At 58.1% G+C, this 24,763-nt stretch carries 28 protein-coding genes; 26 read left to right on the top strand and 2 right to left on the bottom strand.

Translation table 11 applies throughout. From position 1 onward, the window contains the following. Positions 1-29 precede the first annotated feature (29 nt). From ACM6IQ_RS11315 to ACM6IQ_RS11330, 4 genes are read left to right on the top strand one after another with little or no spacing between them, the layout of a single operon-like run. Entirely contained in the window at positions 30-491 is a 462-nt protein-coding gene (locus ACM6IQ_RS11315) for a DUF2280 domain-containing protein (protein ID WP_214382215.1), read from the top strand. Beyond that, on the top strand, positions 478-1,779 hold the full coding sequence (locus ACM6IQ_RS11320) for a terminase large subunit domain-containing protein (RefSeq protein WP_414878767.1): 1,302 nt from the start codon (positions 478-480) through the stop codon (positions 1,777-1,779). The genes ACM6IQ_RS11315 and ACM6IQ_RS11320 overlap by 14 nt, the downstream gene beginning before the upstream one ends. Then, complete coding sequence (locus ACM6IQ_RS11325; protein ID WP_414878768.1) at positions 1,776-3,239, top strand: DUF4055 domain-containing protein; 1,464 nt, start codon at positions 1,776-1,778, stop codon at positions 3,237-3,239. The genes ACM6IQ_RS11320 and ACM6IQ_RS11325 overlap by 4 nt, the downstream gene beginning before the upstream one ends. Continuing rightward, positions 3,214-4,308 (top strand): minor capsid protein, encoded by a 1,095-nt coding sequence (locus ACM6IQ_RS11330; protein ID WP_414878769.1) that lies wholly within the window; start codon positions 3,214-3,216, stop codon positions 4,306-4,308. The genes ACM6IQ_RS11325 and ACM6IQ_RS11330 overlap by 26 nt, the downstream gene beginning before the upstream one ends. Here the strand turns inward: ACM6IQ_RS11330 and ACM6IQ_RS11335 are convergent. After that, a complete protein-coding gene (locus ACM6IQ_RS11335) occupies positions 4,302-4,904 on the bottom strand; it encodes a hypothetical protein (protein WP_414878770.1) in 603 nt (200 codons plus the stop codon). The genes ACM6IQ_RS11330 and ACM6IQ_RS11335 overlap by 7 nt on opposite strands. Before the next feature lie 22 nt (positions 4,905-4,926). Here ACM6IQ_RS11335 and ACM6IQ_RS11340 point away from each other — a divergent pair, with 22 nt between their 5' ends. The 15 genes from ACM6IQ_RS11340 (at position 4,927) to ACM6IQ_RS11410 (ending at position 16,600) form a co-directional block, all read left to right on the top strand. After that, positions 4,927-5,643, top strand: a complete 717-nt coding sequence (locus tag ACM6IQ_RS11340) for a hypothetical protein (RefSeq protein ID WP_414878771.1) — start codon at positions 4,927-4,929, stop codon at positions 5,641-5,643. Between the two features lie 11 nt (positions 5,644-5,654). Next, positions 5,655-6,602 carry a major capsid protein gene (locus ACM6IQ_RS11345; RefSeq protein WP_414878772.1) on the top strand — a complete coding sequence of 316 codons (948 nt, stop codon included), beginning with the start codon at positions 5,655-5,657 and terminating at the stop codon, positions 6,600-6,602. Positions 6,603-6,651: 49 nt separating this feature from the next. After that, on the top strand, positions 6,652-7,224 hold the full coding sequence (locus ACM6IQ_RS11350) for a hypothetical protein (protein ID WP_414878773.1): 573 nt from the start codon (positions 6,652-6,654) through the stop codon (positions 7,222-7,224). Between the two features lie 62 nt (positions 7,225-7,286). Next, complete coding sequence (locus ACM6IQ_RS11355; protein WP_414878774.1) at positions 7,287-7,790, top strand: DnaT-like ssDNA-binding protein; 504 nt, start codon at positions 7,287-7,289, stop codon at positions 7,788-7,790. A 34-nt stretch (positions 7,791-7,824) separates the two neighbouring features. Continuing rightward, positions 7,825-8,001, top strand: coding sequence for a hypothetical protein (locus tag ACM6IQ_RS11360; RefSeq protein WP_414878775.1), 177 nt, complete (start codon positions 7,825-7,827; stop codon positions 7,999-8,001). Positions 8,002-8,053: 52 nt separating this feature from the next. Next, entirely contained in the window at positions 8,054-8,422 is a 369-nt protein-coding gene (locus ACM6IQ_RS11365; protein WP_414878776.1) for a hypothetical protein, read from the top strand. Next, a complete protein-coding gene (locus tag ACM6IQ_RS11370; RefSeq protein WP_414878777.1) occupies positions 8,419-9,015 on the top strand; it encodes a hypothetical protein in 597 nt (198 codons plus the stop codon). Before ACM6IQ_RS11365 ends, ACM6IQ_RS11370 begins: the two co-directional genes overlap by 4 nt. Continuing rightward, positions 9,012-9,428 carry a phage tail terminator-like protein gene (locus ACM6IQ_RS11375; RefSeq protein WP_414878778.1) on the top strand — a complete coding sequence of 139 codons (417 nt, stop codon included), beginning with the start codon at positions 9,012-9,014 and terminating at the stop codon, positions 9,426-9,428. Before ACM6IQ_RS11370 ends, ACM6IQ_RS11375 begins: the two co-directional genes overlap by 4 nt. 69 nt (positions 9,429-9,497) lie before the next feature. After that, entirely contained in the window at positions 9,498-10,145 is a 648-nt protein-coding gene (locus ACM6IQ_RS11380; RefSeq protein ID WP_414878779.1) for a phage tail protein, read from the top strand. A 9-nt stretch (positions 10,146-10,154) separates the two neighbouring features. Continuing rightward, entirely contained in the window at positions 10,155-10,538 is a 384-nt protein-coding gene (locus tag ACM6IQ_RS11385) for a phage tail assembly chaperone (protein WP_414878780.1), read from the top strand. Positions 10,539-10,585: 47 nt separating this feature from the next. Further along, positions 10,586-10,858, top strand: coding sequence for a DUF1799 domain-containing protein (locus ACM6IQ_RS11390; RefSeq protein ID WP_414878781.1), 273 nt, complete (start codon positions 10,586-10,588; stop codon positions 10,856-10,858). Positions 10,859-10,885: 27 nt separating this feature from the next. Continuing rightward, positions 10,886-13,924 (top strand): phage tail tape measure protein, encoded by a 3,039-nt coding sequence (locus tag ACM6IQ_RS11395; RefSeq protein ID WP_414878782.1) that lies wholly within the window; start codon positions 10,886-10,888, stop codon positions 13,922-13,924. A gap of 44 nt (positions 13,925-13,968) precedes the next feature. Further along, positions 13,969-14,307, top strand: a complete 339-nt coding sequence (locus tag ACM6IQ_RS11400) for a phage tail protein (protein WP_414878783.1) — start codon at positions 13,969-13,971, stop codon at positions 14,305-14,307. Beyond that, positions 14,304-16,241: a hypothetical protein gene (locus tag ACM6IQ_RS11405; RefSeq protein ID WP_414878784.1), complete on the top strand. Its 1,938-nt coding sequence runs from the start codon at positions 14,304-14,306 to the stop codon at positions 16,239-16,241. The genes ACM6IQ_RS11400 and ACM6IQ_RS11405 overlap by 4 nt, the downstream gene beginning before the upstream one ends. After that, the gene (locus ACM6IQ_RS11410; protein WP_414878785.1) at positions 16,241-16,600 is read left to right on the top strand and encodes a hypothetical protein; all 360 of its coding nucleotides are present in this window, start codon (positions 16,241-16,243) and stop codon (positions 16,598-16,600) included. Before ACM6IQ_RS11405 ends, ACM6IQ_RS11410 begins: the two co-directional genes overlap by 1 nt. A 7-nt stretch (positions 16,601-16,607) precedes the next feature. On the opposite strand, the gene ACM6IQ_RS11415 is transcribed toward ACM6IQ_RS11410, so the two are convergent. Then, positions 16,608-16,871, bottom strand: a complete 264-nt coding sequence (locus tag ACM6IQ_RS11415) for a hypothetical protein (protein WP_414878786.1) — start codon at positions 16,869-16,871, stop codon at positions 16,608-16,610. Positions 16,872-16,970: 99 nt separating this feature from the next. Between ACM6IQ_RS11415 and ACM6IQ_RS11420 the strand changes: the two genes are divergently transcribed. The 7 genes from ACM6IQ_RS11420 (at position 16,971) to ACM6IQ_RS11450 (ending at position 24,506) form a co-directional block, all read left to right on the top strand. Next, entirely contained in the window at positions 16,971-17,654 is a 684-nt protein-coding gene (locus ACM6IQ_RS11420; RefSeq protein ID WP_414878787.1) for a phage minor tail protein L, read from the top strand. 2 nt (positions 17,655-17,656) lie between these two features. Next, positions 17,657-18,421, top strand: a complete 765-nt coding sequence (locus ACM6IQ_RS11425) for a C40 family peptidase (RefSeq protein ID WP_414878788.1) — start codon at positions 17,657-17,659, stop codon at positions 18,419-18,421. 81 nt (positions 18,422-18,502) lie between these two features. After that, positions 18,503-19,357, top strand: a complete 855-nt coding sequence (locus ACM6IQ_RS11430) for a hypothetical protein (protein WP_414878789.1) — start codon at positions 18,503-18,505, stop codon at positions 19,355-19,357. A 69-nt stretch (positions 19,358-19,426) separates the two neighbouring features. Then, on the top strand, positions 19,427-19,861 hold the full coding sequence (locus ACM6IQ_RS11435; protein ID WP_414878790.1) for a hypothetical protein: 435 nt from the start codon (positions 19,427-19,429) through the stop codon (positions 19,859-19,861). A gap of 37 nt (positions 19,862-19,898) precedes the next feature. Next, positions 19,899-20,474 (top strand): tail assembly protein, encoded by a 576-nt coding sequence (locus ACM6IQ_RS11440; protein ID WP_414878791.1) that lies wholly within the window; start codon positions 19,899-19,901, stop codon positions 20,472-20,474. 368 nt (positions 20,475-20,842) lie between these two features. After that, positions 20,843-21,358, top strand: coding sequence for a KilA-N domain-containing protein (locus ACM6IQ_RS11445; protein ID WP_414878792.1), 516 nt, complete (start codon positions 20,843-20,845; stop codon positions 21,356-21,358). 58 nt (positions 21,359-21,416) lie between these two features. Next, positions 21,417-24,506 (top strand): phage tail protein, encoded by a 3,090-nt coding sequence (locus ACM6IQ_RS11450; RefSeq protein WP_414878793.1) that lies wholly within the window; start codon positions 21,417-21,419, stop codon positions 24,504-24,506. Positions 24,507-24,763: the final 257 nt, after the last annotated feature.

Genomic DNA, 24,763 nt, shown 5'->3' on the forward strand with positions numbered 1-24,763 from the left:
CATGACAGGTTTTGACGGATGACAACCATATGGCAGTGCTACGAAGCGAGGTCAAAGCCTTCATCGTTCAGGCTCTAGCCTGCTTTGATACGCCATCTCAGGTGGTCGAATCGGTCAAGAAGGAATTCGGGATCGAGATGAGCCGGCAGCAGTGCGAGTCTCACGACCCTACGAAGTTTGCAGGGCAGGGCCTTGGCTCTAAGTGGGTCGAGCTGTTTCATGCTGCCCGTAAGCGATTCCGCGAAGAGACCGTCGACATCCCGATCGCCAACCGAGCGTATCGACTGCGGGCACTTGGCCGTATGGCTGAGAAGGCCGAGAACATGAAGAACATGGCGCTGACTGCCCAGTTGCTGGAGCAGGCCGCCAAGGAAGTCGGTGACATCTACGTCAACCGGCACCGCAAAGATGAGCCGGACGATGAGCCGGCAATCCCCACCCGCATTCAAGTAGACGTGGTGGATGCGAGGAAGCCGAATGCCGAGCCTTAACGTTCCGCAGGCTCACTTCCTCACGTTGCCCCACAAATTCCGCGCATTCGTCGCAGGGTTCGGCTCAGGAAAGACCTGGGTCGGATGCTCGGCGCTGAGCAAGCACTTCATGGAGTGGCCCGGCGTCAACGCTGGTTACTTCGCACCGACTTACCCCCAGATCCGGGACATCTTCTATCCGACGATGGATGAAGTGGCCTACGACTGGGGGCTGAAGACCAAGATCAACCAGGCGAACCATGAGGTTCACATTTACAGCGGCCGGCAGTATCGCGGCACAGTGATTTGCCGGTCGATGGAGAAGCCGCAGACGATCGTCGGCTTCAAGATCGGCCACGCCCTGGTGGATGAGCTGGACGTGCTGACGTCGATCAAGGCGCAGCAGGCCTGGCGCAAGATCATTGCCCGGATGCGTTACAACCTGCCCGGGCTGAAGAACGGAGTTGACGTAACCACGACGCCGGAAGGCTTCAAGTTCGTCTTCCTGCAGTTCGTGAAGCAGCTGCGCGACAAGCCAAAGCTGAATGAGATGTACGGCCTGGTGCAGGCCAGCACGTTCGACAACGAACTGAACCTGCCTGACGACTACATCCAGTCGCTCATGGAGTCGTATCCGCCCCAGCTGATCCTCGCTTACCTCAACGGCCAGTTCGTCAACCTGACGTCTGGATCGATCTATCACGCGTACGACCGCAAGCTGAATCAGTGCTTCGACACTGTGCAGCCGGGCGAGCCGCTGTTCATCGGCATGGACTTCAACGTCGGCAAGATGGCGGCAGTCACTCACGTCAAACGTGAGCAGGGTCTGCCTCGCGCGGTTGATGAATTGATGGATGGTTACGACACGCCAGACATGATCCGCCGCATCAAGGAACGCTACTGGGAGCACAACGGCAACGACTACACGAAAACCTGTGCAATCCGGATTTACCCGGACGCCTCCGGTAATTCGCGCAAGTCGGTCAATGCCAGCGAAACCGACCTCGCCTTGCTCAAGCAGGCAGGATTCGAAGTCATCGCGCCGGCCGCCAACCCGCCAGTGAAGGACCGGATCAACGCCATGAACGCCATGTTCTGCAATGCACAGGGTGAGCGGCGATACCTGGTCAATCCGTTCACTTGCCCGACTTACGCCGACGGCCTTGAGCAGCAGATCTGGGCGCCCAACGGCGAACCGGACAAGAGCCAAGGCAACGACCACGCCAACGACGGCGGCGGTTACTTCATCCATCGCGAGTACCCGATCATTAAACCGGTCACCTCAATGAAAATGGGAGTCGCCCGATGACGGACGTCACTTTTACTCGGGACGATTACAAGGCAGCGCAGTACCGCTGGAAATTGGTCCGCGACGTCTGCAAGGGCTCGGAAACCATCAAGGCGGCCGGCGACAAGTACCTTCCCCGGCCGAATGCCTCGGACACCAGTCAGGACAACAAGGATCGCTACGACGCGTACAAAAAACGCGCGGTGTTCTACAACGCCACTGGCCGCACGAAACACAGCTTGGTCGGTGCGGTATTCCGTACTTGGCCGACGCTGACTGTTCCCGGTGCACTCGGCTACGTGTCGAAGGATATCGATGGACAGGGCGTGAGCGTTTACCAGCAGTCGCAGTCGGTGATCGGGCATCTGCTCGAAGTCGGGCGTCATGGGCTGCTGGTGGATTACGCGGCTGTTGAAGCGGGCACCGTTAGCAAGGCCGACGAACTGTCCGGTCGCGCCCGAGCGAGCGTCGCCAGTTACCCGGCCGAGTCCATTATTAACTGGAAGACTCGCCAAGTCGGCGGCCAACATCTGCTGAGCCTGGTGGTACTGCGTGAGACCGTCGATGTCGATACTGACGACGGCTTCGGCAGCGAGCAGGTTGTTCAATACCGGGTGCTACGCCTGGATGACGCCGGCGTCTACACGCAGGAGGTGTGGGAAGAGGGTTCAAGCAAGACAGCGATGACCGTTCCGCCCTTTACGCCGCTGAATGGCCTCGGCCAACCGTGGCGCGTGATCCCGTTTCAGTTCCTGGGTAGTGAGAACAACGACACCAGCATCGACGACTCACCGCTGTACGACATGGCCGAGGTAAACATCGGCCATTACCGCAACAGCGCGGACTACGAAGAAGCAGCCTACCTGGTGGGCCAGCCTCAGCCGTGGATGGCGGGGCTCGATACACAGTGGCGCGACCACATGGAAGCCCAAGGCATCTTCCTCGGCTCCCGTGCACCGTGGCTGCTTCCGGTCAATGGCGCGTGCGGCGTGTGGCAGGCTCAGCCCAACACGGTCGCCAAAGAGGCCATGGACAGCAAGAAAGAGGACATGGTGTCGCTCGGCGCCCGGTTGATCGAACGGGGCAGTGCGGTGAAGACCGCGACCCAGGCTGACAACGACAGCGCCGCCGAACACAGCGTTCTGTCACTGGTGGTGAGCAACGTCAGCGAGGCCTACAGCCAGTGCCTGGTCTGGATGGCTGAGTTCGTGAACGCCACCGGCGAAACGCTCTACAAGCTCAACCAGGACTTCAGCCAGATCACCCTGGACGCAACGATCCTCACCGGTTTGTTCAACGCGGTGCAGGGCGGCAAGCTGCCGTCGTCTGACTTCTGGCAGTACCTGCGCGATCGCGGGGTGATTGATCCCGAGAAGACCGACGACCAGATCCGCGACGAGTTAGAGACTGAGTCTCCAGCGCTCGACCTGGACGATGACGACGAGGTGAAACCGAATGGCGGCAAACCAAGCGATCCTTGACGCCACGATTCGGCACGCCGTTTTCCTCGAGCAGCTGAAGTCGGGGGAGGTCGCCAAGTTCGGGCCTTTCTTCAAGGAGATTGACCGCTCGATTCGTGAGCGACTGACCCGTGCCGACCTGACGGATTACACCGTCGCCAGGCTGGAACGGCTGCTGAGCGAAGTCGATAGCCTGCTGCTGGGAATCTTCGACCGCTACAGCGAAAAGCTGAACCTCGATCTGATCGACATTGCGAACTACGAGGCTGAATTCGAGGCGACCAGCCTGACCCGGGCGGCTCCGGTGGGCGTCTCGTTCGATGCCGCGGTTCCAGGTGCTGCTGCGATTCGGGCGGCTATCCTCTCCAACCCGCTCAGCGTGCGCGGTGCGGACGGCGGCAAGCTGCTCAAGGCCTTCATTGATGGCTTCACCGCCACCGAGCGACAACGCCTCACAGGCGCGATCCGGCAGGGCTTCTTCGAAGGCCAAACCAACTTCCAGATCATCAAGAACATTCGCGGGACCAAGGCGCTTCAGTACAACGACGGGATTCTGGCCACGACCAACCGGAACGCCGGCGCCGTGGTGCGGACAGCAGTTCAGCACGTCGCCACCCAAGCGCGCATGGAGACGCTGAAGGAAAACTCCGACGTTGTGCAGGCGGTGGAGTGGGTCAGCACGCTGGATACGAAGACCACCAGCCAATGCCGATCGCTCGACAAGCAGCGCTTCAAGCTGACCGAAGGGCCTCGGCCGCCGATCCACATCAACTGCCGATCGACGATTGTTGCTGTTACCCGCTTCAGCGCTCTGTTCGCCAAGGACGCCACGCGGGCATCCATCGGCGACGGTGGGCCCCAGCAGGTCAGGGCAGACCTCAGCTATTACGACTGGCTCAAGCAGCAGCCGGCTGCGTTTCAGGACAGGGCCATCGGTCCGGTCCGCGCCAAGCTGTTTCGCGAAGGCGGCCTGAGCATTGAGCGGTTCTCCGAGCTACAGCTTGATCGCAATTTCAAACCGCTGACCCTGGTGCAGATGAAGGCGCTTGAGCCTCTTGCGTTCGAGCGGGCGGGTTTGAAGATTTACTGAGTCAAGCAGTCCACCCTGCTTTTCTCGAATGCGACCATAAGTTTTGAGTAATTTGGCGACCAGCCATTGAGTGCTGTTCCGGCAGATTTAATTGCCTCCATTTTTTGTTCTGGTGTTTTCGCAGTCAGGCCTTGATGGATCACTACGGCCAAATGGATCGAAATTAGGTTGAGTTCGGGTGGGCCGTATGCGGTTAACTCGAATGCGGATTGAATTATTTTCTGACCTGGCTCGGCCATCTTGTAGTCGTCGCCTACTCCTGCTGTCACACCGATGAAGCGGCCTATGTTTCCCAGCAACGCCTCAGCCTTTTCACGGGTTTTCTGCTCCCGGTCGTCAATCCGTTTTATGCAACTTTCTATTCGTACTTTTTCGGATGAGGCCAATGTCGCATAAGCGCCAATTCCAGCACCGACAATGCCGGTGAGTGCGGCAATAGCAGCTGTAGCAATCGCATTTAGCGGAAACGATCTTGTCTTCGCTGCATTCGAATCTGAATTTTCCGTTGAGTTTTGATTGCTCACTTGAGCCTGTCCTTGATCTGCCTTGAGTTGGCGGACTTTACAGCTTTTTCTTTCTGCAGGCAGGGCCTGCACCAACGTCTCTGGGAGACAACAAATGCTGAAATTCCAACTGGACAGCCTTGATGGTGTCGACGAAGCCGTGCGCGCTCTTTACACCGAGAGGGACGGCAAGTTCGTGCTCGGCATTGAAGGTCTGCCACAGCAAGAAGATGTGTCTGGCCTGAAGGCTCAGGTTCAAACCTTGCTGGACGAAAAGAAAACCGAAAAGCGTAAGCGTGAAGAGGCTGAGGAAACTGCACGCCTTGAGCGTGAAGATGCTGCCCGTAAATCGGGCAACGTCGAAGAGCTCGAACGATCCTGGTCCGAAAAATACAACCGCCGTGAAGCTGAGCTGAACGGCATGCTGGAGCAGGAGCGTGGAACGCTGAGCACTCAGATCCGGGACCTGACTGTGGGTCGTACCGCTACTGATATCGCATCCGCCCTGGCAATCCCAGGCAGCGCAGAAGCCTTGTTGCCCCACATTGAGCGCCGTCTGAGTGTCGAGCAGCGTGACGGGAAGCCTGTTGTGGTCGTGCTCGACAAGCAGGGCAAGCTCTCCGCATCCACGCTGGACGAGCTGAAAGCAGAATTTGCAAACAACACGGCGTTCGCGCCATTGATCGCGGGTAGCAAAGCATCTGGCGGCGGGGCCGGTGGTGCTGGAAATGGCGGTGGGGCCGCTCTGAAACGCTCTGAAATGACGTCTGTGGCCAAGCGTGAGTTCATCACTGCTAACGGCCAGGACGCTTACCTGAAATTGCCCAAATAATGGAGTAACCCATGGCGACTACCGTCAACTCAGACATGATCGTTTACAACGACCTTGCCCAAACCGCCTACCTGGAGCGTATCCAGGATGTGATCGATGTGTTCAACGCTTCTTCGAACGGCGCGCTGATTCTGGACAACGAACTGATCGAGGGCGATCTGCGCAAGCGTGCTTTCTACAAGCTCGGCGGCGCGATTGCTCACCGTGATGTCAACTCGGTCGCAGCTGTTACCGGCCAGAAAATTGGTTCCGGCGAAATGGTCGGTGTGAAGGTGCCGTTCAAGTACGGTCCTTACGAAACAACCGAAGAAGCCTTCAAGCGCCGCGCGCGCTCGCCAGAAGAATTCTCCGAACTGGTTGGTGTCGACTACGCCGACGCAGTGCTGGAAGGCTACATCCAGTACGCCATGGCTGCGCTGAAGGCTGCCATTGGCGCGAACACCAACATGGTTGCTACAGCCAGCTTTGCCACAGACGGCAAGAAGGCGCTGACCAAGGGCATGCGCAAATTTGGTGACCGTTTCGGTCGCATTGCGCTCTGGACCATGGACTCGGCCACCTACTTCGACATGGTCGATCAAGCCATCACCGAGAAGGTGTACGAAGAAGCTGGCGTGGTCATCTACGGTGGTCAGCCGGGCACCATGGGCAAGCCGGTTCTGGTATCGGACACCATCCCTGCGGAAACCATCTTCGGCCTGCAGGCGGGCGCGATCAAAATCACCGAGTCCCAGGCTCCGGGCTTCCGTTCGTACAACATCGACAACCAAGAAAACTTGGCGATGGGCTTCCGCGCCGAGGGCACCTTTAACCTGGACCTGCTGGGTTACAGCTGGAAGGACTCCACGGGCGGCGTGAACCCGAACCTAGCTGCAATCGGTGCCGGTGCCAACTGGACCAAGTATGCAACCAGCGACAAGGTCACGGCCGGCGTCCTGATCGATCTGTCCGCGCCTTAATCGGCTCACTCGTAACGGGCGGCCTTCAGTGGTCGCCTTGGAGATACTCATGGAACTCATCTATTCCGCGCAGAAGACGGATTTTGATCCGCAAAAGCGCTACCGCAACCCGGAGCACTTCGAACGGCCAGAAGCCGGCGTGACGAGCGTGCTTGTGATTGGCGAGTGGCCGAACGTGGTTGACGCCTACGAGAATGTCGGCGTCGAAGTTTTGGCGATAGAAGCGGAGTCGCGCCAGTTGCTGGTTGTTAGTTCCGGCGATAACGAGGCTGAACTGGAAGCGCTGATCGGCAAGCTGCGCGTTGAGAGCGACATGGTCCGCGCCGTCATTGATGGTCTTGATGCAGGTGAGATTGAGAAGCCAGAATGCGGCGAACTGGCGACCCGTCTCTATCACGCCCTGGATCACATCCACGTCAAAGTAGATGAGCTCGCTTCCCGTCGCGATTCTCTCGCCAGCGAAAACGAAAAACTGCGTGACGAGATCGAATCGCTGAAGGCTGGCGAAGTGCAAGAAGTCGAAGCCCTGAAGGCCAAGCTCGAAGCGGCCGGTGTAACGTACCGGGCCAACGCCTCGAAAGAATCTTTGGAAAAGCTCGTCGCTGATCTGCCCAAGGCGTAATACTGCGGGTGTCATCAACACTGACACCCAATCATTCAAAGCTCATTCCAGCGAGTTGATCCATGACACTCATCATTGAGGACGGCACCGGCAAGCCTGACGCCGAAAGCTACGCGAGCGCCGCGGACTTGGTCATGTACGCCGTGAAGTTCGGCGTGGTCATTCCCGCAGAAGTGCCTGCGCAGGAAGCGTTGCTGCGCCGGGCCGCCTTGGCGATGGATGGAATGACCTGGAAGGGTCGCAAGACGGACAGCGATCAGGCCCTAGCCTGGCCGCGCCGCGGGGTTGAACTCGATCAGCAGATCAAGCCCGACAACTACCTGCCGGCGCGCATCCAGTACGGCCAGATGGCTTTGGCCGCCGAGATCCACGCCGATGACATCGACCCGATCGACAAGCGCAAAGGTGCTGTGACTCTGGAGCGTGTCGAAGGCGCAGTGACTCGCGAGTACGCGACGATCTCCAACACCAGCGGCCGACTGTTGCCGGCGGCGCCGGATCGGCCGAGCGCTACGCAGTTCGCTGACTACCTACAGAAGCGGGGCTTGTTTGCGGTGAGAGCGTAGTGCTAGCTTTTAAGCTCTGCCTAGGATAATCCCAATGAATGAAAGCTTAGAAAAACATCGGCTGGACGTTTGGAGGGAGGCTTTGGTATCAGCTCTCTCAGGAACTGCAGCAGACGCCACTGGATCTCCGACTGGCGTGGTGAGTAAGGCGATTGATATCGCCGACTATGCATTAATAGCTTACGAAAAAAAGGCTCAAGAGCTTCTGTAAGAGTAATCAAAGGCCCAGCCATCGTGCTGGGCTTTTCACATCTGGAGCCACCATGGCCTTTTACGACGAAATGGCCGTGATGGCTCTGGAGATGATCACAGAATTCGGCCAGCCCGTGACCATCCGGGCATTTACTGTCGGCGAGTACGATCCGGACACCGCTACCGCGCCGCCCGACACCGTCACCGATCAAACCGCCCAGGGCATCCTGCTCGACTTCACCGGCCAAGAATTCCAGAACAACAGCCTCATCAAACAGGGCGACAAGAAGCTCAAGATCGCCGCGCAGGGTTTGGCGTGGGCGCCGCAGCTGCTGAACAAGGTCATCGTCCAGGGTCGTACCTGGTCCATCGTCCCGCCGCTGAAAGAGATCAACCCGGCCGGCACTCCGATTTTTTATGAGCTGCAGGTGAGGTCATGAGCCGCGCCGGTTCCGGCCAGTCCGGCAGCTTCGCACTGAGCCTTGCCGAGTTTGCGGCCCAGGCCACGGAAGCCATCGACGCTAGTCTGCGCGAGATCATTATCGAGGTTGGCAGCAGCGTGATCCGCATGTCACCGGTGGGGAATCCCGAGATCTGGGCGCAGAACGCAGTGGCCAGCCAGTACAACAAAGCCGTGGACGATCACAACAGCGAATTGCGTAGCGATCCGGCCAACCTGACAAACGCGGGGAGGCTCAAGCCCAGGCGCAAGCTGAATGACGGCATGGACATTGTCGCGCCCGAAGGCTACGTCGGCGGGCGGTTCCGGGCGAACTGGCACCTATCGATTGATGTCGTCGAGAAAGTCACCTTTGACGAGGTTGATCCGGGTGGCCACGAGACGATTGCCGCGCTGGTTTCGGCAGTGAGCGACTTCACTGCCGGGCAGACCGCCTACCTAATCAACAATTTGCCATACGCGATTCCGCTTGAGTTCGGACATTCGACCCAGGCCCCCGGCGGCATGGTCCGCATCACCGTGGCCCGCTTCCAGCAGATAGTGCAGGAGGCCATCAGGAGCAACCAGGTATGAGCCACAACATTATCGCCTCGATCTACGAGGCCAAGCTGATCACCTGGGCAAAGGCCTTGCCGACCCCGTTAAAGGTTGTCGTCGAGAACGAGGTCTACAAGCCGGTCGATGGCGAAACCTACCTGAAGGCGTTCACGCTGCCGGCCGACACCGCAAGCAACACTCTCGGCGGTGACCACAAGCTGTACACCGGCGTGTTTCAGGTCAGCATCGTGACGCCTTCCGGCAAGTACCGCGGCGCGGCCGGCGCGCTGGCTGACCGGATCGCCGCTCTGTTCCCGCTGTACGAGCGCAACACGAAGGGCGCGCTGACCGTGGTGACGATGAGTCCGGTCGACCCTGGGCCCGGTATCCCAGATGACACCACGTTCACGGTGCCCGTGTCGTTCCTGTACCGCGCCGACACCAACTGAATTAGCCCGTTGGGCAAACCCAGAACCCGCCATAGAGCGGGTTTTGTCATTCTACAAAGAGGAAAAACCATGAGCGTCAGGATTCCCAACGGCACCACGTTCGAGATCGCGGCAACGCTGAGCCTTGCAAAACCTTTCACCGCTATCAGCAACGCAAAGCCAGCGGTCCTCACTGCTGCAGCGCACGGTCTCAGTGGTGGCGATGTAATTGTCATCGACTCTGCCTGGGCAAAACTGAACGGCCGCCCGGCCCGCGTCATCGATTCGGAAGCCGGCGAGTTCGCGGCTGAAGGCGTGGACACCACCAGCGTCAAGAACTACCCGGCTGGCTCCGGTGCGGGCAAGGTGCGTGCGGCTTCTGGTTGGACGCAGATCGCACAGATCACTGAGCCCACAGCCAACGGCGGCGAGCAGCAGTTCCTCACTTACGGCTTCCTTGAAGACGACGACGACCGTCAACTGCCTACCAACAAGTCGGCCAGTAGCATGACGCTGCCAGTCGCTGATGATCCGGCTCAGGCGTATGTCGCGATCGTTGAGGCGGCCGACGAAGACAAAGAGCCGCGCCTGGTGCGCGCAAACCTGCCGGGTGGCGCGAGCATTTACTACTACGCGTACGTGTCGATCACTGCGACTCCGACACTGAGCCGCAACAACATCATGACGCGGACCATCACCTTGTCGTTCGCCTCCCGCCCAACCCGCTACAACACCTAAGGGGTTCCCATGGCAAAGTTTTCCATCGCGCCAAAGCCGACGTTCACCGCCGATGTGGCTATTCCGCAGGTCGGCGGTAAACCGGCAATGGTGCCATTCACGTTCAAGTACCGCGACCGCACCGCGCTGGCCGAACTGTTCGACTCTTGGAAGGAAAAAGCAACGGCCATCGACGAACGCTTCAAGGGTACTGAGCCGACCCTCTCGGAAATTACCGCGGTAGAGGTAGAGCAGGGCGTCGACCAAATCAAGGATCTAGTGGTGTCGTGGGGCTTTGGCGACAAGCTCAACGATGACTCAATAACAGCTCTGGTGAAGAGCTGCATCGGTGTGTCGGACGCTGTCGTGAAGGCGTACAGCGAAGCATTCGGCAAGGCCCGCTTGGGAAACTGACTGCCGCTGCCCGTGCCCTTTATGAGGCCGATAGTTCTGCCGAGCAAATGGCGATGTTCGGATTCTCGCCCGAGGACTACGACGAAACTTTCGAAGTCTGGCCGGACAACTGGAAGTCGTTCCTCGTCATGGATTCGATGTGGACTCAGTGGCGCACGGGCGCATGCGGCGCGACCGGCCTCGATTACGGCGTACTGCCAGATGTGATGAAACTCGTCGGCGTTCCTGTCAAGGATCGCCCGCGCGTGTTCCAGGACATCCGCGTAATGGAATCGGAAGCCATCGCGGTCATGGCCGAAGCACGCGACAACAGCCCGTGATGGCGGGCACTTATTCAAGGTGAGTCGATGAACATTGCAGAACTCGGCATCAAGGTCGATTCGGCTGATGCCGCCAACGCTGCGACCGATCTCGACAAGCTAACCAAGGCTGGTGATCGCGCCGAGCAATCCGCCGTCGGCCTGATGAAAGAGATGGAAGCGCTGGAAAAGTCGCTTTCGAAAGGCGCGACCACTACACAGGAACTGGCCAAACAGCGCGAGAGTCTGACGAAGCTCACAAAGACCGGCGCCTATGGCGAAGCCGAATTTACCAAAATCACCGCGCAGCTCGACAAGCAACACGTGGCGCTGGCCAAGTCCACCCTGGACGAACAGAAGGCGCTGAACAGCCTGCTCGGCGCGATTGATCCCGCCCGCGCAGCCATGGCGAAGTTAGATGGCCAGGTCGAGCAGCTGGGCAAGCACCTCGATGCCGGCCGCATTAGTCAGGACCAGTACAACTCGGCACTGGGTAAGCTGAACGGCAATTACGCAGCTCTCGAAAAAACAGCCACAGGCTTCGACAGGCTGAAGCTCGGCAGCCGCCAGGCGCAGGAAAATGTCGTTCAGTTGGGCAACGCTCTGTCGTCAGGGGACTGGGGGAGCGGTGTTCGCGCGGTCGCACAGTTGGGGGCCGGAGCTGGCGCTTCCGCCGCAAGCTTGCTTGCCGTCCTCGGTCCAATCGCCCTAGCAACCGCTGCTGTGGGCGCATTGGCATACGCTTATTACAAAGGCAGCGAGGAGCAAGACGCGTACAGCAAGGGCCTGATTCTGACTGGCAATTCTGCGGGAGTGAGCGCGGAGCAGCTAGGCGTAATGGCCCGGCAAGTCGGCGCAACTGTGGGCGCAACCGGGCAAGCAGCCGAAGTGCTCGCACTGCTCGCCGGCAATGGCAAGATCGCAGGAGAAAGCTTTTCTGGCATCGCCCAAGCGGCTGTCTCCATGCAGGAGGCTACGGGCAGGGCCATCAAGGAAACGGTTGCTGAGTTCGAGAAAATTGCTGATGAGCCGGTCAAAGCATCGGCTGCGCTAAACGAGCAGTACCACTACCTGACAGCCTCGGTGTACTCGCAAATCGCGGCGCTAGAAGAGCAGGGCGATCATGCCGGCGCGGTGAAGCTCGCGACCGAGGAATATGCGGATGCAATCAATGAGCGCACGCCGAAGATTCTCGAAAACCTGAGTTTCTGGGAAAAGGGTTACAACGCTGTAGCACGTGCTGCGGACAACCTGAAGAATATCGGTCGTCCCGATATTGACGGGGATATCGAGAAGGCCCGGCGCAATTTGGCGTCAGCTCAGGCTGGCGATATTGGCGCCTTCCAAAACCAGAAAGAGATGATTGAGCTGTACAGCAACCAGCTCAACATGCTGGAGGACCAGAAGGCCGCGGCGGCCGACATCGCCAAATACGATGGTGAGCAGGCCAAGGTACAGCGCGATGCAGTTACAGCGATGTCGAAGATCGACGCGCTCACCAAGTCGTCGCTGACCAATGAGCAGAAACGCGCCGAGGCCATCAAGGATTACAAGAAACAGCTCGACGATATTCGCAAGGTCGACCCGAACGACTCCCGGCTTAATCAGTCCGCGATCGACAAGAACCTGGCGAACATCAACGATAAGTTCAAGGATCCAAAGGGTGCTGCGGGCAGCGTCGACCTGACCGGCTTCAACAGCGCGAAGAACGTATTGGCTGAAACCTTGGCCTACTACAAAAACGCAGACAAGGAGCTCGAAGCTTCACAGCGCGCCGGCGTCATTTCGCAAGCGAGTTACACCGAACAACGCGTCGGTTTGTTGCAACAGCAGGCCGAGGAAGTTGCCCACGGCTACCAGTCAGAAATCGAAGCGCTGGAAGCTGCCAAGACAAAAAAAGGCACGACTGCAGCGCAACTGATACAGATCGACCAGAAGATTGCCGACGCCCGCAGCGCTATGGTCAAGGCGCAGCAGGATAGCGACAGTGAACTGTCGATCATTGCCACGAACGAAGAAGGCCGCCTGCGTAAGCAGACCCTGGCCGTAAATACCTACACCAGCGCCCTGAAGCAGCAGGTCGATACGCTCCGTCAGCAGGGGTTGCGTGCGGCTTCTGGCCTTGGCCAGGGTGATCGACAGCGCGGGCTGACGGATCAGCAAAACGGCATCGACGATCGCTTCAACCAGCAAAGCCTTGAACTGGCCAACCAGTATGGCGATGGTTCGCGCGGTATGAGCCTCGAGGAGTACACCGCCAAGCTGGATGCGCTGAAAGCCACACAGCAGGATCTGCATGACACGGTACAGGCCAACTACGACGACATGACGGCGGCTCAGGGTGACTGGAGCGCCGGCGCATCTTCGGCATGGCAGAACTACCTGGAATCGGCGAGAGACGTTGCAGGGCAGACGAAAAGCCTGTTTGCCAATGCCTTCAGCTCGATGGAAGACGCGGTCGTCAACTTCGCCATGACCGGGAAGCTGTCGTTCGCGGATTTTGCGAAGTCGATCTTAGCGGATATGGCGAGGATTGCCACACGGCAAGCAAGTTCGGCACTCCTGAGCAGTTTGTTCGGCGCCGCTACCAGTTACTTCGGTGGTGGAGCATCGTCGGCGGGGTCTACGCAGGGTGGGTACTCGGGAGACCTTTCAGGTTTCACTCCCAGCAGTATTCAAGCTAAAGGTGGTGCCTGGTCATCTGGCGTGCAGATGTTTGCGGAGGGCGGAGCCTTCACCAATTCCATCGTCAGCAAGCCGACGGCGTTCGGCATGGCCAACGGCAAGACAGGGGTGATGGGTGAGGCGGGGGACGAGGCCATCATGCCACTGACCCGCACTGCGAATGGCAAGCTGGGCGTCATGTCAATCGGCGGCAGTGGAGAGCAGGGCTCAAGCAGCAACCAGGTGGTAATCCAGCAGACGTTCGCCGTACCTGAAGGTCAGGGGGGAGCCACTGACGATGGCGGCGGCCAAGCAGTTGCGCAGGCATATGCGCGTGCCGCCAAACAGGGCGCACAAGAGCAGATCGCCAGAGACTTGCGGCCTGGCGGCCAAATATGGGCGGCCATCAACGGCCGCGGATAATCCAGACCCTGCTTCGGCGGGGTTATTTTTTGCCGGGGAAAAGCATGGCAACGGAAACTTTTACCTGGGTGCCCAACAAGGAGCCCGCCGGCACGGTCACCTTTCGCACCAAGTCTGCCAAATTTGGCGATGGCTACGAGCAGACCGCGGAGGACGGTATCAACAACAAAACACAGTCGTGGCCACTGACCTTCTCGGGTCCAAAGGCCAGGATCAGGGAGATCGCGGCCTTCCTCGACAGGCAAAGAGGCGCGACCCCTTTTTACTGGACTGAGCCGCTGGGGGACACAGCGCTTTTCAAGTGCGCCGAATACCAGCCCCGGCACGCAGGCGGTGACGTCTACATGCTGACCGCAACCTTCGAACAGGCATTCCACCCATGAGCATTGTCCCAATCAATATTGGCGGAGCGTCGAACGATGGTAATGGCCAGTCGTTGCGGTCGGGCGGACAGGCTATCAACGCCAACTTCGTCGAGCTTGATACCCGCACCGCCGCGGCGCAGGAGGCAGCAGAGCAGGGTATCGCAGATGCAGCAGCTGCCCAGGCGAAAGCTGATGAGGCGATTCCCGGTAGTGCGGTGGGGGTGACTGTTGCTCAGCTCGTGGAGGGGGTAGTCCCGTCTTCTCAACTGCCGAGCTACGTCGACGACGTGCTGGAGTTTCCGACCCTGGCCGACTTCCCGGCAGAAGGCGAGACGGGAAAGATCTACATCGCGATCAACGCCGGTGACAGCCCAAGCAACCCAACCCGGCAGTATCGCTGGAGTGGTACTGCCTACGTGATGATCCCTTCGTCCCCAGGCTCTACCGACCAGGTGCCGGAAGGGTCGATCAATCTCTACCATACCGCCGCGCGTGTCCGGGCAACTACGCTTACTGGCCTCAGCACGTCGCTCAACGAAGCCGTGGCTGCTACCGACAGCGTACTTTCCGGTATTGGCAAATTGCAGGCGCAAGTGAGCGCTGCTGTATCCACGATCTCAGGAAAGTTCGACAAGATCGGTGGAAAGCTGACCGGCGCTTTGAACAACGCCGACATCGTTTCCCTAGCCAGCTCTGCGACACCCGCCATCGGCGCCGCCGCAGCGAACACGATCACGATCACGGGAACAACGGGCATCACCGGCTTCGATTCCATCGCGAGCGGCGCGGTCAGGACTTTGGTGTTCGCCGGGGCAGTAACGCTGACCCACAACGCCGCGTCGTTGATTCTGCCCAAAGGCGCGGACATCACAACGGCGGCAGGCGATGTACTGCAGTTCACTTCCTTGGGCGGCGGCAACTGGCGGTGCACCGGCAAGATGATCGCGACTGAAGGCGGCGCCAGCGGCGGCGCGTACATCGGTCAAACCATTGCTTGGAAACTGTCCGAGGCGAGCATTCCCGGCGGGTTGCTTCCCGAAAACGGCCAGATCGTTGATCGAGCTACCTACCCAGAATTGTGGGCGTTGTACGCCTCCGTCGCGGTAGATGACTCGGTGTGGCTGGCATCTCCGTATTTGAGCCGGGGGCTGCCGTCCAAGGGCAATGGCACAACCACGTTCCGTATGCCCGATACCAACGGCAAGCACGCGGACGGCAATACGCCTGCCGCGGCGTTCCTTCGGGGCTACGGCAAGAACTCGGCGGGTACACCGGGGTTGTTCCAGCTAGATCAGTCTCAAGGGCATGAGCATGGCGCCACCAGTGCGAGCAGTAACCCTTTCCCCCTAACCGCGCCGAGTGGCACCGGGCCTACTGTTGCCGGCTGGTATTTTAGTTCGGGATTTTCGGCTCGTACGGGGCCGCAGGTTGCCAGTAGCGGCACCATCACGGACGGCACAAACGGAACGCCGCGAGTAGGCGCCGAAACCCGCCCAGTCAGCGCAACGGTTATCTGGTGCACCGTCGCAGCCAACACCGCAACGAACATCGGCAGCGTTGATGTAATGGCGCTGGCGGGAACTGTTACGGCGCAATCCAGCCGGATAACCGATTTGGAATACGCGTACACGTCAGGAGATCAAAGTTGGACCAACGGCGGGACTGTCACCCTATCTCACGGGTTTGGTAGCGCACCCAGCCGTGTCTCTGTTGACCTGATTTGTGTGATCACGGAAGGTAATTACGCTGCGGGTTCTGTACTACCTATGGGGCCGACCCAATTTGCCGTGTCGGGAGCCACCGGTTACGGCTTCCAGACGTACGTAACAGCGACAAACATCAACATTAGAGTGATCAGTAACGGTATCCAACTGTGGAACGCCACGACTAACGCGGGCGGTGTAATCACTCCTGCCAACTGGCGCTTCCGAGTCAAAGCGAGCAAATCATAATGACTGCCCACTACATTACAACTGAAGGTATTTACGTTGGCGGGTTTGGCGATGGCGCAACCCCTGATGATGTGGGCTTGATTAATCTTGGCGATAACCCGCCTGAATACGCCGACCAAGTTTGGCTGTTTCCCGGATGGACAGCGAGCCCTTCCCAGCTTCGCCGTGCGGAAGACGTGTGGCGTGACTCTGAGTTGCCAATCGCCAAGGATAATGTGACTGCAATCCAATTTGAGGACCCCGACGCATTACCTGGTACGGAAGCCGAATGGAAGGCTTACTGGATTGCGCTGCGTAACTGGAAGGAAGGCAATCCCGACTACCCGGACCTCACGAAGCGACCGATTCGTCCGAGCTGAACTTCTGCTAAAGCTTCGGCTTCAATTCTTTTGTGCTGATCGAGTCGATATAGATTGCTCGTATTAACCAGACTTCCGATGGCGATTGCGAATTTTCAATTTTGACGAAAGGTCCCACAGCTGTGAGCTTCAAATTCATGACGCTCACAATGTCACTCGATCCGTCGGTATGACGCCATCTGATCCACCGCGGAATATTTGACGGTTTTATGTGGGCGTCGAAAGCATCCACTAACTGTTTGGAAAGCTGCACTTCATCGGCGTTGTTCATAGGATCTCCTGAGTTTCGATGAACTTAGCTCACATCCCATAACTGTCAAACCTCCTGATCTGCCAACCGCCTTTGGCGAATTCTTTTTGAGGAAACACGATGCCGATCACGGCCGATATCCAGACGCTGAAGCCTGGCGCGTGGGTGGAGCTTTTTGAGCTCGATGCCACGATGCTGGGCGCCGAGCTGTACCGCTTCCACGGCTACCCGCAGCAGTCGTTGATCTTCTGGCAGGGCGAGGAGTATTCGCCGTGGCCAATCAAGGCTGAGGGCTTCGAGATGACCGGGCAGGGCGCCCAGCCAACACCAACGCTTTCCGTGGGCAACGTCGGCGGCTTCATCACGGCGCTGGTCCTGTACTTCGAGGATCTGGTGGGGGCGAAGCTGATTCGCCACCGCACGCTCGGCAAGTACCTTGATGGTCAGCCGGAGGCGGATCCCGACGAAGAGTTGCCGCCAGATATCTGGTATGTCGAGCGAAAAGCTGCAGAGGACAACGAAACGGTCCAGTTCGAGCTAGCCACAGCGCTGGACTTCGCCGGCGTGCAGCTGCCGCGCCGGCAGATCGTGGCCAACGTCTGCTGGTGGCTTAGCTGCGGCGGATACCGTGGTCCTTACTGTGGCTACAACGGGCCGCCGGTGGCTGATGAAAACGACATCGTTGTCACGGACGCAGCCAAGGACAAATGTGGCGGGCGCCTGACCAGTTGCAAGCTGCGCTTCGGCGAAAACAACCCTCTGCCGTACGGCTCATTCCCGGCCGCCGGCCTGATTCGGAACTGACCATGAACAAAGCAAATCGCGCTGCGATCGAGCGTCACGCCTTGGCCGAGTATCCGAAGGAATGTTGCGGGCTGCTGGTGCGAGAAGGCCGGGAGGAAATCTATATCCCTTGCCGCAACACGGCTTCGACGCCCAGCGAGCATTTCAGGCTGGCGCCGGAGGACTATGCAGCGGCAGAGGACCGCGGCCCGGTGCTGGCGGTCGTGCACAGTCACCCGGACTATCCGGCGGCGCCGAGCGAAGCCGACCGGGTTTCCTGCGAAGCATCCGGTCTGTCCTGGCACATTCTCGAAGTCAGGAAAGGTGACGACGACCAGGTGCGCGCCGGTGAGTTGGTGAGCTTTGCCCCCGTCGGCTACGAAGCTCCTTTGATTGGCCGGAAGTTCGCCCATGGTGTGCACGACTGCCTGAGCATCATCCTGGACTTCTACCGGCGCGAGATGGGCATCGATCTAGGTGACTACGAGCGCGAAGATGGCTGGTGGGACAAGGGCGGAAATCTTTATCTGGAGAATCTGCCCTCGGCCGGCTTCGAGAAAGTCTCGAGCCTGCAGCATGGAGACCTGGTGCTGATGCAGATCCGCTCACCGGTGCCGAACCATGCCGCGATTTACCTAGCCGACGGCGTGCTGAAGACCGAGCCGGAGCACTACCCAGCGCCCGGTTCGATCTTGCACCACCTGTACAACCGGGACAGCAAGCGCGATGTGTACGGCGGTTACTTTGCGGAGGTCACGGTCAGCAATTGGAGGCACAAATCGCTGTGAGGCTTGGCGGTGATATCCTTTCGCTAGCATCTGCTGCCTTAACCCATTACCCTTTCACAGCCTTTCGATGGAGCAACGTGAATGACGGAAACGGAATGGTCGGCGGTATTAACAGCAGCGGCAACAGGCCTGCTGGTAATTGTGGGAGCGGCACAGCTGTTTGTATTGCATGCGCAGCGCCGGCAGCAACGATTAGATCTAGCTGAGGTCTATCGTCGTCGGTGGAGTGAGAGTGCTAACCAATGGGCGGCAGTAGTGTTTCTAGGCCGAGAACCCGGTGAGTTCTATCAGGTTGCTGGAAAAGAAGAGTTAACAAACTTTAAAAATGCAGTTAACGAAAGCAGTGTGTACGCGCAAGATATCTGGGCGCTTCATGCGGTGCGGACAATCAGCTCTATATTGAGCGATGTGACGCTTCGAATACTGCAGGGGCAAATAAGAATTAGCGACGCTTACCCAATTTTTGGAACAGAATTTCTGCGACATAGTAGCCCTCTACGATCTCTTTTGGATGGGCGTGGAAACTCCAGTTACTATGGTCTGGTTGGTCCCGATCAACAAGAGAGGTTGCATATTGATCTTCGTAATCACATGCAAGACTGGCTCATCTATCACGATGGAATTCGCCGGCGAGGGCTAATCCTTATCGATATGCTATGGGCGGAGGCGACGCGTCTTGAAGATTTGCCGCCGTCAGATATTGCAAGTGCAGCAGATGCAAAGCGGTCCACCGGAGGATTGAATAGGCAGCGTCTTAAGCACGAGTTTTATCGGCTGAGAAGCAGATGGTGCTTCTTCAGTGCTTGGCGTTTAGTACGGTATCTCAAGCATGCTGAATACCGACGCCTTGGACGCTGGATTGGTGTGGACAAGAAACGATTGGCATTGCTGGATTCCGAATGGACAGAGCGTCTTTTACGTAATTACAAAAATTAATTCCACTCAGCTACAGGGTATATACAAAGCCCAGTCCAACAGTCCCGGCAAACCAAACGAGGAAATGACATGCGGATCTTGATTGGCGTGTTCGCGCTGGCGGTGCTCACAGGGTGTTCGACTTCGCCTTTATCGTCGGAAAATGCCAAGGCTGTTCCAGTTGAAAGACTTCTTCAGTACCAAGAAAAGAGCGCAAAAAATGACGCGACAGTGGTTGTTACTCGCGATAGCGGACTGATGATGGGCGGGGGCTGTCATCTTGGTTTTTTTGTTGATGGAAAACTGTCCGCACGACTATCGCCGGGCGAAACAGCAAAATTCTATGTGCCGTCTGGAGAGCGTCTTCTGGGAATGGGGTCTGACCCTAAGGGAAATGGGCTTTGTGCAATTTCGTCAGTGGCACTAAGAGAGGTCAATGCAACTCTAACTCCTGGAGTCGTGAAGAGGTTTCGAATACTGGGTGATCAAACTGGCGGATTCACGATCACGCCAACTTCTTACTAACCACCATTTGGTGGTTTTTTATGTTCGGAGACTACGAATGGCTGCAACGGCGGAAAAAATGCAAACCGTTTTATTATCGGGGTCTCTGGGCAGAAAATTCGGGCGCCGACACCGAATGACTACCGGCTCGGGATTTAAAGATGTAGTGGGCTACTTCAAGCAATTTCCCGGGTTTGAGCGGCACATGATGGAAACCTCAAGCAAAGGTCTTCGATACGCCATATTCAACGGGAAAGAAAACCTTTCAGAAGATGATCTTGCAAAACCTACGGGCCGCGACGTACTTCGTATCGTTCCGGTAATCGCCGGCTCCAAGCGAGCAGGGCTGTTACAGACAATCATTGGAATCGCACTAATCATTGCTTCTCCATTCACCAACGGTGCGACACTGGCGCCTGGGATTGCTCTCGTTGCTGGGGGCGTTATTCAAATGCTGAGCCCTCAAGCCAAAGGGCTCGGCACTCAAGACAGTCCAAACAATCGCCCCAGTTACAGCTTCAACGGAGCCGTGAACACGAGCGTTCAAGGTGGCTGCGTTCCGCTTCTCTACGGTCGAATGATCGTCGGCAGCGCGGTGATCAGTGCTGGGATTTATTCCGAAGATCAGATGTAATCGCTTGACTGCGTGACCCTTTGGCCGTACTTTTCAGCCATTGTGGACATTTTAGTAAGTAGGGCGCCTGAAGGCGCTTTTTTTGTGCCTGTTGAAACCCGCGTCTAATCAGGTGCTAGACACAACGGAGGGAGAAATGACAATCTTTCCCGATGATGTGACAGAAGTATCCCAAGCGCCTTGAGCGCTTTTTTTGTGCCCAACGAAATGCCAAAGCCTCGAACGCCTCCTGCGTCTCGGGGCTTTTTTGTGCCCGCGAATCCCCTTTGGGGATACCCCGTGCAGGCTAGGTTCGCTACCGAAAAGGGTCGGTTTCGCTCCGCCTACGCCCCTGCTTGCACATCTTACTCAGGCGGAAGGAGCTCACCATGAACAACGTCATCCCATTTCACTACGAAGGCCAGGCTGTCCGCTTCAATAGCGACGGATGGATCAACGCGACTGATGTCGCCAAGCGTTTCAGCAAACGACCAGTGGACTGGCTCAAGCAAGATGAGACGAAGCTATACATGATTGTTATGGCGGAGGCGTTAGGTCTCGAAACCAAAGTGACTCAGGATCACTTTGGTCTGGTAAGGACTTCGCGCGGAGGTAAAGCTCCCGGGACATGGCTTCATCCAAAGCTAGCTGTTGTTTTCGCTCGCTGGCTGGATATGAAGTTTTCTGTTTGGTGCGACCTGCACATCGACGCCTTGTTACGCGGTGAGCTGAACGAAAAACAGCAGTTTGATAGAGCATGCAAGATGCTTGGTGAGGCTCAAGCCGTCGCCAGTCTTAGCGGTAAAGAACTCGCTAAGTTCAGATGGAAAAAACCAGGACTCGTTCACCAGGTCGAGTACTGGCGCGATCAGCTCCAGTTGACACTGGGGTTGGATGCGGCCTGAAAAACCTGATCTCGAAGTGCCCGCCGTGAGCGGGCTTTTTTTTGCATGAAGGAAAGCCATGACCAATCTAGCCATCGCCGGCAGCAAAGGTGGGGAGTCGAAACCGCGCCCCTCAGTTGAGGCTCCGGATAGCCTTCAAAGCATCGCCTACGCCCGTATTTTGGATTTGGTAAGTGAAGGAGAGATCCGCGGATTGGCCAGTGGCATGCGCTCGGTTTTTCTCGACGAAACCACACTGGCGAATGCTGACGGCAGCATTAACTTCAGCGGCGTGACGCTCGACGCTCGCACTGGTAGCCAAGATCAAACGCACATCGCCGGCTTTCCTGCTGTTGAAAGTGAAACCGCCATTGGTGTTGAACTGACCAGCAGCCAGCCGTGGGTACGGTCCCTAAGCAACCTGCAGTTGTCGGCAGTCCGTATCAGGCTTTCCACCCCGCGCCTGGCTCAGACCAATACCTCAAACGGCGACACTGGCGGCTTCACCGTTGCCTATCGGATTGACTTGTCGACTGACGGCGGCCCGTTCGTTCCCATCCTGTCTCCAGCCTTCACTGGCAAAACCTCAACGAAGTACGAAAGGTCTCACCGCATTGACCTTCCCGAGGCCAGCAGTAGCTGGACGGTGCGTGTTGTTCGTCTGACTCCGAACTCCACCAGTGGCGCGATCGCAGACACCATCAACGTCGAAGCCATCACAGAGGTCATCGACGCGAAACTGCGTTACCCGGGTTCAGCCCTTATTGGCCTGCAATTCGACGCCTCGCAGTTTCAGTCGATTCCTTCGCGCTCGTTTGACTTGTTTGGCCGAATCATCAGGGTGCCGAACAACTACGACCCGGAAACCCGGGTCTACACCGGAGTTTGGGACGGCAGCTTCAAGAGTGCTTGGACCGATAACCCTGCCTGGATCTTCTACGACTTGCTGCTCCACTTCCGTTATGGCCTTGGCCATCTGCTGAACGCCGGCCAGGTCGATAAGTGGGAGTTGTATCGGATCGGCCAGTATTGCGATCAGCCCGTGCCTGATGGGAAGGGCGGCACTGAACCGCGATTCACCTGCAACCTGTATCTATCGGTACGAGCCGATGCGCTGAAGGTGCTGCAGGATCTGGCCACCACCTTCCGAGGCATGGTTTATTGGGCGGCCGGCTCTGTCATGGCCGTGGCCGACATTCCTGAAGACCCGGTCTACACCTACTCGAACGCTAACGTGATCGACGGGAAGTTCGGCTACTTCGGCTCGGCTAAGAAGACGCGCTATACCGTCGCCCTGGTGAGCTGGAATGATCCGACCGACTTCTACCGGCAGAAGGTGGAGTACGTCGGCGACCAGGCAGGGATCACCCGCTACGGTATCCAGCAGACTGAAATCACCGCCACCGGCTGCACGTCCCAAGCCCAAGCGCACCGCATCGGCAAGTGGGCATTGCTCACCAACCGCTTGGAGACGGAGAGTGTTGGCTTCTCGGTGGGACTGGACGGCACGCTGGCGCGCCCAGGGCAGATCATTCGAATCGCTGACAATGACCGGGCAGGCCGTCGCATTGGTGGCCGCCTGCGTTCGTCGACACTCGACACCCTGGTTCTTGATGCTGACGTGACGGCCTACCCGGGCGACACCATCACGCTGATCATGCCCAACGGCAAAGCGGTCTCGCGCATCATCAAGTCTTCTGGCTATCCGCTGACATGGGACAGCACCGGCATTACCTGGGATAACGGCAATGTCACCTTTGACACCACGGGCTTCCCCGCTGAAGTGCAACAGGTAGTGCTGACCGAAGACCTCGACGACTTGCCGCCGCGCCATTCGATGTGGGCGATTGACTCGCCGACCCTGGCTGTTCAGCAGTTTCGCGTCATGTCCGTCGCGGAAGACTTCTCGGACTCTGAAATCAAATTCACGATCAGCGCGGTCCGCCACAACTCCAGTAAATACGGCTCTATCGACAACGGCACCCGCATTGAGCGACCACCGATTACGGTCATTCCGCCGAGCGTGCAGCGCCCGCCGTCGACAGTCACCGTCAGCAACGACCACTTTGTCGACCAGGGCAGCTCCATCAGCGTGATGACCATCGAATGGGATCGGCCGCCAAGCGCGATTGCCTTCGAGGTCTACTGGCGCAAGAACGATGGGGACTGGATCTTTGCGGGCCGCACCGGCACAACCTCGATCGATGTGAGCGGGATTTATGCCGGCCGCTACGTGGCCAAGGTCCGGGCAATCAACTCGCTCGACATCGGATCGGTGTTCGCGACTTCCGCGGAGACGGTGCTGAACGGCAAGACTACGCCGCCGCCAGTGGTTTCATCGTTCACCGCCGAGTCGATTGTGTTCGGCATCAAGCTCAAGTGGGGTATCCCCCAGGAGTTGAGCACCGCCGACCTGCAGCGCACCGAGATCTGGTACAGCGAAACCAACCAGATCGCCGAGGCCATCAAGTTCGGGGATTACGCCTATCCGCAGACCGACCTGACAATCATGGGCCTGGCCTCCGGCAAAACGTTCTTCTTCTGGGCGCGCCTAGTGGATCGGATCGGCAACGTGGGCGCGTTCTTCGGCCCGGTTTTTGGTCAGTCCTCGGCGGACGCCGGTCCGATTCTGGACTACCTGAATGGCGAGATCACCGAAACCCAGCTCAGCCAGATGCTGCTGGAGAAGATCGAGGCGGGGGATGGCTCGATTGTCCTGATCGAGCAGATCCAGTCCGAACTGGCGGCGATGTACAGCATCAAGACCCAGCTCACCGTGGATGGGAAACCCTATCTGGCTGGCATCGGTGTGGGCGTGGAGAACGACGAGGGGATCATCACCAGCCAGGTGCTGATCGCGGCCAGTCGGTTTGCGATCGTCGATCCAAATGCGTCAGAAATCTTCTACCCGTTCGTGGTCCAGAACAACACCGCTTATATCAAGGCGGCGTTTATCGAGGACGGTTCCATCACGAACGCGAAGATTGGCAACGTCATTCAATCGGCCGATTACGTGGAAAACGATAAAGGCTGGCAGCTCGACAAGAGTGGCACCTTGAAGTTTAACGGCACTGGCGTCGGGTACAGGTTGAAGCTCAACAACCAGGGCTTTTACCTCACCGATACGACAACCAATGTTGTGGTGGTGGAATTGGGGGTGCTGAGTTGACTGTCGGGCTGAGGATCAGGGATAGGGTTACGGGCGTCGTAACCCTTGAGATCACCGATAGGATTACTCGCATCATTGGCCGCGTCTACACGGGGACAGGTCCGGGCGGCATCAGCGTTCCCGAGTTTGCAGGCGGCACCGGATGGGCTATTCCGCTGGTGATTGAGCAGGCCGCGATCAGACCTACGCCCGCGCCATTGATCGTCACTTCGTTGTCAGGCTTGTCGTGGTCATTCCCCGGAACCGGCACAGGAAAT

Origin of the sequence: Pseudomonas sp. IT-P100, from assembly GCF_949767185.1 — a bacterium.
GTDB lineage: Bacteria > Pseudomonadota > Gammaproteobacteria > Pseudomonadales > Pseudomonadaceae > Aquipseudomonas > Aquipseudomonas fluorescens_B.